Raw genomic sequence first — 11,857 nt, 5'->3', positions numbered from 1 at the left:
GGCCCATGAGCCCAAAACAACGAAGGAGAAACGCAGGACCTTGACCACTACGACCAGCACAAACGATACCTAAAGGCGGGTCACTTCTCGGTGGAAACGCCGGGTCAGCTCTCAGTGGAAATCAACAAAGAGTCCTTTACGGCCGCCTTTACGAGCGTCTCGCCCATGAGACCGACGATCCGGCGTTCGAAGCCATCCGCAAGATCATGTACGAGGTGTCGTTGAACGCTCTTCCGTTCGGACCGGGCGACGACATGTTCGGGCCGATAGACGAAAGGCGAGTTCATTCGATAATGTCGGCATCGAAGTCCTACGGCGTCCATCCCAAGACGCTGCGAAAGATCGTGAAGAACGCCGGACTGACCAGCCGCGACCACGCCGGTCTGACAGACGAGCGCGTACTCCTGCCGGCTCAAAAGATCGACGCACTCCTGGAGACGGTTCACGAGGCGCTGAGCTGGACGGAAGCACGGGAGTTTCTCGGAGCTGGCAGAACGTTATGGAACACCCTGTCCCATGAAGGATATATTCCTAGCATCCTGAACGGCGGACGAGAGACCGGTCTGAACCCGTTCTACCGAAGACAAGATCTTCAGGAGTTCCTGACGAAAGTAACGGCGCGCGTCACATGCAGCACCGGCCACGAAGGCATGGTCTCGATCGCGAGCGTGACCCGTCGAGCGAACTGCAAGTTCTCCGAGGTGCTGGATCTGCTCCTTGACGGCAAGATAGCGAGGGTGGCCGTCGATCATCATGTATATGGACTCGACGCCTTGCTCTTCGACGTCGACGAAGTTCGCCAACTGACGCGCCTGCCAGATCATGGGGGTCTCAGCCTAACTGAAGCGGAGAGGCAGCTCGCTATTAACGACAAGGTGTTGTGGAAGCTTATCGAACTTGGGCATCTTAAGGTTGAGACCGCGATCAATCCCGTGAACCGATGTCCACAACGCATCATCCGACCCGCAACCATGGCAGGCTTCCAGACGGAATTTATTTCTCTGTTCAACTTGGCCCGCGAGAGAGGTGAGCACTTCAGAACGGTGAAGAGGGATCTCGAAGAACGCGGGATAGTCCCCGCAATCGTCAGAGACGCCGTCGGTGCGACTTTCTATCGTCGATGTGAACTCGACGACTGCTAGCCCCCGTTTGTATCGCTAACTTTTCTGGCCCGGCTCTGCCGGGCCTTTTTTTGACTTCGGAGGGAATTTAGTCTGGACGGGAGGGCAACTGGTTGGACTCTCGCGGAAGGGCGACTGAAAAAACAAGGGGTTGAGAATCGGTCGGAGGGTTTCTTGTCGGGACGCGACAAAGCAGAATCTGGTGCAGGAAAAGCGGCGCAATAAGCTCACCTTTCCCGCATCAGGTGCTCCAAGAGCATTAATCAAGATTTTCCGCGCGAATTGCGCGGAAAATCAACTGTAGAACAAATCAGAAACTCTCGAGATGAGGTTGAATTGATCACCGCCGCAGCGCGGCCCAGAAATACAAAAGCCGAACCCTATCGGATCCGGCTTTTGCTGTTACGAATAAGCTGAAGCCATTCGTAAAGCGGAGTAACGTTCTCCACCCTGTAGCAAGGCCATTATATGGAGAGTCGCGTACAAGAGTCGAGTTGGGTTTCGGCAGTTATCAACGAAAAGGATGAGCAATGGCTCAGATTCCTAAGTTCGGGTTTTCTGCGTTCATGAAACTCCTCAACGCGAACCCGAAGCCCCAAAGACGCCTCGTACGTGACCGGTATCAACCTAGCAAAGGCGGATATGATTACCATAAGAGCCTCAAGTCCAGGGTTCAGCAGATCGCTCTCGGCGAACTTTCCTTTCAACAGGTACTCGATTCCACGGCGCAAATCACAAAGCTTTCCGAGCGCGAGTCGGCTCGGCGTGGACTCAAGCGCTTCGTTGAATGGAGGAAGCAGAATTCGGGCCTACTTGAGTCCACCGCAGGCCTGCTGTTCTCCAGCCCAAAGGGGTTGTACAAAGTAGAATTCACACCCAACTTTCTGCTGGAGATGGACGGACGCCGAACCGCGGTGCATCTTTGGAATATGCAGCACCGTCTGAGCAGCCAGTTGGTAAAAGCAGCACTCAGCACCGTGGCGACACGGTATCCGCTAGAAAACAGGCCCGATGATTTTGCAGTTCTATCGCTTCAGGATGGGTCAATCTACAAATGGTCGGAAGCAGATAGCGAGCTTACGCTTCTCGGAGAGAAGTTGTTGGAATTTCTTGACAATCAATTTGAGGTCGCACGAAATGAACTTGAGCTGCCCGCCGGTCCAAAAGCTCCATCGCCGCATCCTTGAACCGGACGCGGCAGCCAATTTGGGGCCTTGATAGGATCAGCCGGAAGCAGCTCCAGACAGTTTAGGGGCTGCAAAGTTTCGTGCTTCCGGCTCGTTCTCCGAACTTGATCCTATTGTCGGGGGCAACAACAATTTTGATGAATATGGTTCTTCCTGTACTTGTAGAAAAAAGCTGACGGAAATGCGCTATTATGTAGCCTATGCCACCGATGCCCGCTTGGCGTTCGAACGGCATGATCTTTGGGCGGGTGTTGCGGTTCAACACGGCGCCGCAATGAGAGCTGATGAAATGCCACGCCGTCTACTTGACTACGTTTAGGCCGAAAGTCACGTCGCGAACGACACCGTCTCCATAAGACTCCCTGTAAGTTGCTTTGTCAGGGCCGATGTATCCGGCTGCAGAAGTGTAGTAAACAACCATGCCTGGGGCTTTCACTCCGGCGCATTTTGGAAACTTTTTCGAATTCGCGAGTATATCTTCAGGTACGATTTCGAGTTTACCATGATCTGGCGGAGAGAGTGTTCGAACGTTCGGCCGGGTCGATTGTGAGCAATCGGCTTTGAGGTGCCAAGCCTGCCCCAGTCGCGTCCGTTCAGCGCTAACCGCAGCAAGGCTCCTGTTCTCCGTGGTAATGCCACCCGAGGTCGTCGTACAACCCGCCAGTGTCGGAATTACCAGAGCGGAAAATGCCGCAGCCAAAGTTCGCATCATCGGTCTCCTGTTGCTTATGAGCATGCGTACCGATGGCGTCTAAACGCGTCAATCGCGTGAGGCATTGAGCCGCAGGAGCCAAGTCTATGCGCATTTCATCACAGCAAGGCCGGGATCCCAAAGCAGGGATTTAGATGGGCGCGTTATTCGCCTTCGCGGCTTTGCCAACGGTGACCCCGCGGGGGACTTGATACGCGTCAGCTCGCGCCCTCAGATGGCTTGCGGCTCGGCCCGGTTTCTTCAGCCCGAGTTCAATATCGGCTTTCATTCCGCCTGTCGCGTAGTGGATGGGGCAAACTGTCCCCGCGTCGCTCGTCTTTGGGCCTGCGCGCTACTTGCTCGTATATCGGCGGGAATTCGCATCGCATTTTTGCCACTCCCAGTTTATTTCGGCTTCGCCTTTATGGCCGTAGCACCAGTCGACGCGGTTGAGCAGCGGACCGAGTTCATCGCGCCGCTTGCATGCCGGTAGCGTCTCGGCACCCTCGCGATCGACACTCGTTCGGCAAATGTCGTCCAGTCCTGTCCACTGATGGATCAACCGATCCGGCGCCTTGGCCCCCTTGTCCGTGGTGAGTACCTTTCCGGTCTCGGACTCGATCTGCAGAGAGGCCGTGTTCCACACGAAGGAGAAATCCGCCATGCCGGAGGAAGTCTTACCCGTGTCCCTGTTTCCGGCAAACCACTCGACAACTCCCGACATTTCGCATTTTCCGGCACAGCTGGCAGTGACGGAGCCCGGCTTGACGCTGTAGATGCGCTGCGGCCAGCGTTGGGCGAAGGTCGCCTTGTCCTTTAGCACGACGTCTTTGTCGACCGGGTTTCCGAAGAAGGAGACCTCGTCGGCATAGACGTCCCTCATGAAGGCCAACGCCGAGGCGCTGTCTTTCGACCATTCGTCATTGTATCGGTTGACGAAATCAACCGCTTCCGTGGTCAGGTCGCCGGGTTCGGATGCGCCCGCCTCCTCAGAATGGCTTGAGTCCGGTGGCATGACGGCGGGTGTTGCGCTCACCTCAGGCGCGGCGGTCGGCGGCGGCGCGCTTTCCGGTGGCGAGGGTATGTTCTCGGGCGTGTTGATGTTCCAGTCCCGCATTTCCGCGGCGGTGAGATACCTTATATCGGCGCTGTCGATCGACAGGCTGAGCTGCAGCAGATTGGGGCTTACCCCCATGTCGGTGAGATAGCCGATGATCTCGCCGGTCAGCGATTGAACGGATGAGACTGCCAATTTGTTGTCCATGGGGTCGTCGTCGGATAGGGAAACCCGATGCACGCCGATGGAACCCGGCTCGGCAAACCTTTCAACGCCGCCGGCGAAGGCGAAGGCGCAAGCCGATGCACATTCCATGGCTCGGATCTGGATCGTTCTTGCATTCAGTGCGCGGATGGCGCGGCCGAAGCTGATCGCGGTGACCACGTTTCCGCCGGGCGAGTCAAAGCTGATATAGTCCGCTTGATACTGCCTGTATTCGTCGACAAGCTGCGTCGGATCGTCGGAGACTTCAAACACGCCCTTTATCACCAGACCACGCTCTCCCGGCGCGCCGTCCAGACGTTGGTAGGAAATTGCTGCGTGCCCCTCTCCGGCCACAGCGACGAACGCCAGCAGCATCGATATCAACGAGACGGATTTGCGCATTCTTCCCCAGCCCTCAAGCACCTGTATTTCTCCTGTCGTCATTCGCAGCATAGCTTGGCAGTTCTGTATAGCCGGGAAGCCCGGCATCATCGGCGACCCCCGACGCCCATTACGGTCTGAAGAACAATGGCTTCGCAGAGAATGTTGATGGCGACCCCCAGCAGCTTAAGATCAATGCACAACGGGCGATCTTCTGGCAAGCGTCACAATCAGAAGTGATGGGACAAGGTAAACGGCGGTGCTCGCCGGGAGGATCGCGGTTCACAAGGCATCATAGACCTGTGCAATGAATATCGGCTATGCCGCCTGCATCGAAGCTTTTGATCAACGAGGCAGTTCGTGACTTCACCCTATGACAATCACGCCTTCGACCTGACGAGCGACCTCGACTTCTTCTCCCTGCTCACCGGCAGCTACCAGCGCATCGTCGGCCGTCGTCTTGTCCAGGACGGACAGGGGCCGGACTGGCTTTACAACTACGCGCCTTTCGTGGTCCTCGCCCACAATACCGAGCCCGACCCGCGCTTCATCTACGCGAACAGGACCGCCCAGACATGCTTCGAATATGGCTGGGAAGAATTCGTCTCGCTGCCGTCGCGGCTTTCGGCCGAGCAGCCCGATCGCGCCGAGCGTCAGCGGCTGCTGGATAGCGTGACGCGCGACGGTTTTGTCGAGAATGGTCGCGGCGTCAGGATCGCGAAATCGGGGCGCCGCTTCTGGATCGAGAAGGTGACCGTCTGGCAGCTTGTCGATGAAAAGGGCAAACGGTTGGGCCAGGCTGCGACATTTTCTTCGTGGCGGAACGAGTAGTTGGCAGTCCAGCCTGACTTGCCTCGCCGCCGGTGAAGTCACGGCTTCACGCGGTCAGGATGTGCCGCCTGAAAGGCCGGCAATTCGGCGCATCGGGCATCGATATCTACTATGCGCTTTAAATTGCACAGATCGACGCCCCAGCGGCGGGCGTTGTAAACTTGCGGGATAAGGCAAAGGTCTGCCATCGTCGGCGAGTCGCCAAAGCTGAAGGCGCCGTCATGTCCCCCTATCATCGTCTCCAGTTTGCGAAGCCCGTCGGCGATGAAGTACCGCATCCATTCTTCGCGGGCGCCTTCCTTTTCCGTCACGGCCATCAGATGGCCCACGACATGCATATTGCAGATCGGATGGATGTCCATGGCGATTGCATAGGCAAGCGCACGCACATGCTGGCGGTCGGCAATATCAGGTGGCAGCAATCCGCGTTCCGGCCGGAGCTCGGCCAGATATTCGATGATACCAAGCGACTGCGTCAGCGGCCTTCCATCGATCACCAGGGTCGGCACGAGCCCCTGCGGATTGAGCGTGAGATAGTCCGGCTTCCTGTGCGCGCCCTCCAGCAGATTGACCGGCACCGTCCTGTAGTCGATCTCCAGCAGGTTGAGCGCGATGCGGACGCGATAGCTCGCCGACGATCGCCAGTAGTCGTAAAGAACGACCTCGCTCATTCCGCCCTCGCTCCGCCATAGCGTTCGACGGTCTGCTCGATCGCCCCGAAGATCGAATGGCCGGCACTGTCTTTCATCTCGATGCGGACCTGGTCACCGAACCGCATGAAGGCGGTCTTCGGCGAGCCGGTTTCGATCGTCTCGATCATGCGGATCTCGGCGATGCAGGAGTAGCCGTCGCCGCCGTCTTCGACCGGCCTGCCCGCGCCGCCGTCCCGCTTGTTGGAAACCGTTCCCGAGCCGATGATCGTTCCGGCCGTCAGATTTCGGGTTTTGGCGGCATGGGCGATCAGCTGGCCGAAATCGAAGGTCATGTCGATGCCGGCATTGGCCTTGCCGAAGGGCCTGCCGTTCAGGCTGACGAGCAGCGGCAGATGCAGCTTGCCGCCATCCCACGACTCTCCCAACTCGTCCGGCGTCAGCGCAACAGGCGAAAATGCCGATGCGGGCTTCGACTGGAAGAAGCCGAACCCCTTTGCCAGTTCATCCGGGATCAGACCGCGCAGCGACACGTCGTTGACCAGCATTACCAGGCGGATGGCGTCGCGTGCCGCTTCTGGGCTCGCCCCCATCGCAACATCGCCGGTGATGACGGCGACCTCGCCCTCCATATCGATCCCATTGGCCTCGTCGGTGGCGACGATTGGGTCTCGCGGCGCGAGGAACGCATCCGAGCCGCCTTGATACATCAGCGGATCGGTCCAGAAGCTTGCCGGCATCTCGGCGCCGCGCGCTTTGCGCACCAATTCGACATGGTTGACGTAAGCGGAACCGTCGGCCCATTGATAGGCCCGCGGCAAGGGTGACGTGGCGTCATGCTCGTGAAAACGGAGCGTCGGCTGGGCTCCGGTCTCGATGCCTTCGGCAATCAGCTGGAGCCTCGGCGCCACGTGCTGCCAGTCATCAAGTGCTGCCTGCAGGGTCCGGGCGATGTGGCCAACTTCAGAGCAGCGGGTCAGGTCGCGGGACACGACGACGAGGCGGCCGTCCCTGGTGGAGTCCTTCAAGGTCGCGAGTTTCATGTTCCAATTCCGATGCTATCACTTGATGCCGGGGGTGCCGTCGAACTTGCGCTCCAGGCCGTCCCAGCATTCCAGATAGTCCTCCTGCAGCGTTTCCAGCTCGGCAGCGTATTTCGTCAGCTGCTGCGGGTATCGGGTCTCGAACATGAAGGCCATGGTGTGATCGAGCTTCACCGGTTTGAGCTCGGCATTGGCTGCCTTTTCGAAGGCGAGCGCGTCCGGCCCGTGCGGCAGCATCATGTTGTGCAGGCTCATGCCGCCAGGCACGAAGCCCTCTTCCTTGGCATCATACTGGCCATGGATCAGGCCCATGAACTCGCTCATGATGTTGCGGTGATACCAGGGTGGACGGAAGCTGTGCTCGGCGACCAGCCAGCGCGGCGGAAAGATCACGAAATCGACATTCGCCGTGCCGGCATCTTCGGTCGGCGCCGTCAGCACCGAGAAAATCGACGGATCGGGATGATCGAAGCGGATGGCGCCGACCGGAGAAAACGTCCGGAGGTCATATTTGAACGGGGCGTAGTTGCCGTGCCAGGCCACCACGTCGAGCGGCGAATGGCCGATCTCTGTCACATAGAATTTTCCGCACCACTTCACATGGACGCGGCACGGCGTTTCCTTGTCCTCGAAGGCTGCGACCGGCGTCTTGAAGTCGCGCGGGTTCGCCAGGCAGTTGGCGCCGATCGGCCCGCGGTCCGGCAGCGTGAATTTGGCACCGTAGTTCTCGCATATATAGCCGCGCCAGACCGCCTGCTCGCCGGTCCTCAGGATCTTGAACATCATGCCGCGGGGGATGAGGCATATCTCCAAGGGCTCGACATCCATGATGCCCATTTCGGTGAACACCCTGAGGGCGCCGAGCTGCGGCACAATCAGCAGTTCGCCATCGGCATTGAAGAAGTAGTCGTCGACCATGTCCTCGTTGAAGACATAGGCATGGGCCGACATGCCGACCTGGGTCACGGCGTCGCCTGCCGTCGTGATGGTCCGTACCCCTTCCAGAAAGCTCAGCTTCTCCGTTGGTGCGGGGATCGGATCCCAGCGAAGCTGGCCGAGAGGCAGCGAATGTTCGTCGAGGCAAGGCGCGGTCTTCCAGAGCGGGTAGGAAGCGTTGGAGAAGCGGCGGGTGTGGCGCACGCTCGGGCGAATGCGGTAAAGCCAGGACCTCTCGTTCGTCCCGCGTGGCGCGGTGAAGGGCGAGCCGGAAAGCTGCTCGGCATAAAGACCGTAATTGCATTTCTGCGGGCTGTTTTGCCCCTGCGGCAAGGCGCCGGGAAGCGACTCGGTTTCGAAGTCGTTGCCGAAGCCCGGCATATATTTCAGCGTGCTTGCCGTCGCAGCTTCACCGCCGGAAGCCTGGATCGATGTCTGGTCCATTGCTCAACTCCTCCCTCAATCCCCCCAGCGCCGCGATCTCTCAGAAGCGCGGCGCGGGCGGAGCTTACTCCGCTGCCGTCCCGATGACACCACGCTTGATCTGATCGGCCTCGATCGACTCGAACAGGGCCCGGAAATTGCCTTCGCCGAAACCTTCGTCGCCCTTGCGCTGGATGAATTCGAAGAAGATCGGGCCGATGACGGTTTTAGAGAAGATCTGCAGCAGGATTTTTGTCATGCCGCCATTCACCACGCCTTCGCCGTCGATGAGGATGCCGTGTTTCTTCATGCGTTCGATGGGTTCGCTATGGCCGTTCACACGTTCATAGGACATGTCGTAATAGGTCTCCGGCGGCCCCGGCATGAAGCGCAGCCCGTTGTCGGCAAGCCTGTCGGTGGCGCCGTAAATATCCTCGGTGCCGACGGCGATGTGCTGGATGCCCTCGCCCCGGTACTTCTTCAGATATTCCTCGATCTGGCTGGTGTCGTCCTTCGATTCGTTCAGCGGAATGCGGATCTTGCCGCAGGGCGAGGTGATGGCGCGGCTGACCAGACCGGTGATGCGGCCGTCAATGTCGAAGAAGTGGATCTGCTTGAAATTGAACAGCTGGCGGTAAAAATCCCACCACTTGTCCATGTTGCCGCGGAAGACATTGTGGGTCAGGTGATCGAGATAATAGAAGCCGATCCCCTCGGGGCGCGGGTTGGGCTCACCAAGCCAATCGAACTCGGCATCGTAAGCCGAACCCTTGGCGCCATAGGTCTCGACGAAATAGAGCAGCGAGCCGCCGATACCGACAATCGCCGGGACGTCGAGCAGCTTGTCATCACCCTCATAGGGAGTGGCGCCTTTCGACACTGCGTGGTCGAAAGCGTGTTTGGCGTCGACGACACGCCAGGCCATCGATGCGGCGCAGGGACCATGTTGCCCGACGAAGCGGGCGGCATGGCTGCCGGGCTCGGCATTGACGACATAGTTGATGTCACCCTGGCGCCAGACGGTGATGTCTTTCGTCTTGTGCCTGGCGACCGCGACATAGCCCATGCGCGTGAAAAGTTCGCTGAGCTTCTCGGGTTCGGGATGCGCGAACTCGACGAATTCGAAACCGTCGGTGCCGGCCGGGTTGTCCGCGGTGATTTCGGATGGCGGCGCATCATGCGGGAAAGGACCCATTTTTTCCTCCTGACGAGATGGAGTTTGACTGCGCAAAGTGTGGCGCAAAACACGTGCAAAATCCTTGCATTCTTCATGTCAGGAGAAGATATTATGCACGGTTCGTGAGTATTCTGGAGATTTCGTGCAATGGATGAACAGCTCGACAAGTTGGATTTGCGCCTGCTCCAGGAATTGCAAAAAGACGGCAGGCTGACGAATAACGAACTGGGGGAGCGGATTGCGCTTTCACCCTCGCAATGCTCGCGCCGGCGCACGAGACTGGAGGCCGAGGGCTATATTCGCAGCTACCGGGCCTATCTCGACCGGGAAAAGCTGGGGCTGGATATGCTGGTGGTCATTTCCGTGACGCTGGCGACCCACAACAGAGACAATGCCCGCCGATTTTCGCAGTTGATCAACGGGCTGCCGGAAGTTCTCGAAGCCTATGCTTTGACGGGGGAAATGGACTACCACCTCAAGGTGGCCGCCCGCGGTCTCGCCGACCTTTCAAAATTCGTAAACGACGTTCTTTTGCCGCACGAGTCGGTCCAGCACGTGAAGACCTCTATCGTGCTCGACACGCTGAAGACCTTCGAAGGCTTTCCGGTGCGCATGCCGGGTAGCAGTCATGGCGATAGCGCGCGATGATCTTAACGGCACCGCTTTGCGCCATCACCGGCCAGTGACTTTCTTTAGGCGTCAGAGCGGCAGTTCGGTCGAGAATTTCAGCTCGCGCAGCACGAAGCTCGAAACCACTGTGCGCACATGCGGGTTGCGCATGAGGTAGCGCGTCATGAAGGCTTCGTAGCTTTCGACGTCCCTCGCCCGGATCTTCAGCATATAATCGAAAGCGCCCGACAGGGCGTAACATTCCATGATCTCCGGCCGCTCCAGCACCACCGAAGCGAAAGAGGCGACTGCCTCTTCGTGATGATCCTCCAGGGTGACATGGGCGATCACGCAAAGCTTGAGGTCGAGTTTGCTGGGATCGAGCAGTGTCACGCGCTTGCGGATGACGCCGTCGGCTTCCAACTCCTGGATCTTCCGCCACGCCGAGCTCTGCGACATGCCGGCCTTCTCAGCCAGATCTGCCAGCGACAGGCTGCCGTCGGCCTGGATGAGTTGCAGAAGCGTGCGGTGAAAGTTCCCAGTTTCTTTCATTTTTTGCCCCGGTTCGGGAATATTTCCCACCATCATGACCAAAGCCAGCAGGAAAGAAAAGAAAATCCGGAAAAGCTGGAGGATAATGGCAGCGACGTCGTCATGCTTCGGGAAGATCAGCCTATGACCAAGGAAAGCAGCTACACCGCCAAACTGCCCGGCCCGGACGGCCTCTATGACTACACACCCGAGGAAGATGCGATCTGGGGCGAACTCTACCGGCGCCAGATGAAGATGCTGGCCGATACCGCCTGCCGCGAATATCTGGACGGCGTCACATTGCTGGGGCTCAAGCCGGAGAAGGTGCCGCAGCTTCTCGATGTGAACAGACGCCTGAACGAGACCACCGGCTTCGGCGTCGAAGGCGTGCCGGCGCTCATTCCGCCCTCGCGCTTTTACGAGCTTCTGTCGCAAGGCAAATTCCCGCTGGCAACCTTCCTGCGCCGCCGCGAGCATATCGATTATATCGAGGAACCGGACCTCTTCCACGAGGTGTTCGGCCATTGCCCGCTGCTGACCAACCAGAGCTATGCCAATTTCGTCCGCCATTTCGGTGAAACTGCCGTCCGCCTCGGCAAGGGTTATTCCTGGCATCTGTTCCGGATCTTCTGGTTCACCGTCGAATTCGGGCTGATCAACACACCGCAAGGCCGCCGCTGCTTCGGCGCAGGCATCGTCTCATCGCCAAGCGAAGCCAAGGCGGCAACGGAGGGCACGGCCTGCGAGTTTCGCCCATTCGATCTGCTGAGCGTGCTGAGGACGCCCTACCGCATCGATATCCTGCAGCCGATCTACTACGTCATCGACAGCTTCGCCGATCTGGAAGCAATCGTGGAGCAGGATATCGAGGCCACGATCCTCAAGGCGAAATCGCTCGGTGATTTCGCCCCCGCTTTCGAAGCCAAGGCGTCGTGAATAAGGGACGACGGCGACCATCAGTCGCCGTCCACCCAGTTCGCTCGGGATTGTGATATCCGGCAGAGATGCGCTGACAT

11 protein-coding genes are annotated in these 11,857 nt (G+C 58.7%); 5 read left to right on the top strand and 6 right to left on the bottom strand.

Going from position 1 to position 11,857, the window contains the following annotated elements; all coding sequences use genetic code 11:
* Window positions 1–221 precede the first annotated feature (221 nt).
* Both GR197_RS30015 and GR197_RS30010 read left to right on the top strand, forming a co-directional pair.
* Window positions 222–1,142 (top strand): hypothetical protein, encoded by a 921-nt coding sequence (locus GR197_RS30015; protein WP_164016234.1) that lies wholly within the window; start codon window positions 222–224, stop codon window positions 1,140–1,142.
* Between the two features lie 509 nt (window positions 1,143–1,651).
* Window positions 1,652–2,308, top strand: coding sequence for a hypothetical protein (locus tag GR197_RS30010; protein WP_164016232.1), 657 nt, complete (start codon window positions 1,652–1,654; stop codon window positions 2,306–2,308).
* Window positions 2,309–3,351: 1,043 nt separating this feature from the next.
* Here the strand turns inward: GR197_RS30010 and GR197_RS30005 are convergent.
* Window positions 3,352–4,683, bottom strand: coding sequence for a hypothetical protein (locus tag GR197_RS30005; protein WP_164016230.1), 1,332 nt, complete (start codon window positions 4,681–4,683; stop codon window positions 3,352–3,354).
* Window positions 4,684–5,001: 318 nt separating this feature from the next.
* On the opposite strand from GR197_RS30005, the gene GR197_RS30000 reads away from it, so the two are divergent.
* Complete coding sequence (locus tag GR197_RS30000; protein ID WP_164016229.1) at window positions 5,002–5,472, top strand: MEKHLA domain-containing protein; 471 nt, start codon at window positions 5,002–5,004, stop codon at window positions 5,470–5,472.
* Between the two features lie 38 nt (window positions 5,473–5,510).
* On the opposite strand, the gene maiA is transcribed toward GR197_RS30000, so the two are convergent.
* From maiA to hppD, 4 genes are all read right to left on the bottom strand, one after another.
* Window positions 5,511–6,143, bottom strand: coding sequence for a maleylacetoacetate isomerase (gene maiA, locus GR197_RS29995; protein ID WP_164016227.1), 633 nt, complete (start codon window positions 6,141–6,143; stop codon window positions 5,511–5,513).
* Entirely contained in the window at window positions 6,140–7,165 is a 1,026-nt protein-coding gene (locus GR197_RS29990; protein WP_164016225.1) for a fumarylacetoacetate hydrolase family protein, read from the bottom strand. The genes maiA and GR197_RS29990 overlap by 4 nt, the downstream gene beginning before the upstream one ends.
* Window positions 7,166–7,183: 18 nt before the next feature.
* Window positions 7,184–8,545 (bottom strand): homogentisate 1,2-dioxygenase, encoded by a 1,362-nt coding sequence (gene hmgA, locus GR197_RS29985; protein WP_164016223.1) that lies wholly within the window; start codon window positions 8,543–8,545, stop codon window positions 7,184–7,186.
* A gap of 64 nt (window positions 8,546–8,609) precedes the next feature.
* Window positions 8,610–9,719, bottom strand: a complete 1,110-nt coding sequence (gene hppD, locus GR197_RS29980; protein WP_164016221.1) for a 4-hydroxyphenylpyruvate dioxygenase — start codon at window positions 9,717–9,719, stop codon at window positions 8,610–8,612.
* A 129-nt stretch (window positions 9,720–9,848) separates the two neighbouring features.
* Here hppD and GR197_RS29975 point away from each other — a divergent pair, with 129 nt between their 5' ends.
* Window positions 9,849–10,349, top strand: coding sequence for an Lrp/AsnC family transcriptional regulator (locus GR197_RS29975; RefSeq protein ID WP_164016219.1), 501 nt, complete (start codon window positions 9,849–9,851; stop codon window positions 10,347–10,349).
* Between the two features lie 51 nt (window positions 10,350–10,400).
* Here GR197_RS29975 and GR197_RS29970 read toward each other — a convergent pair whose 3' ends face one another.
* Entirely contained in the window at window positions 10,401–10,862 is a 462-nt protein-coding gene (locus GR197_RS29970; protein WP_164016217.1) for an Lrp/AsnC family transcriptional regulator, read from the bottom strand.
* Window positions 10,863–10,985: 123 nt separating this feature from the next.
* Here GR197_RS29970 and GR197_RS29965 point away from each other — a divergent pair, with 123 nt between their 5' ends.
* The gene (locus GR197_RS29965) at window positions 10,986–11,777 is read left to right on the top strand and encodes a phenylalanine 4-monooxygenase (RefSeq protein WP_164016215.1); all 792 of its coding nucleotides are present in this window, start codon (window positions 10,986–10,988) and stop codon (window positions 11,775–11,777) included.
* The last annotated feature ends 80 nt before the right edge of the window (window positions 11,778–11,857 follow it).

This window comes from Rhizobium phaseoli (assembly GCF_010668805.1).
Lineage (GTDB): Bacteria > Pseudomonadota > Alphaproteobacteria > Rhizobiales > Rhizobiaceae > Rhizobium > Rhizobium phaseoli_A.
Note: the sequence above shows the minus strand (reverse complement) of the source record. Positions and strands in the feature narration are given on the sequence as shown.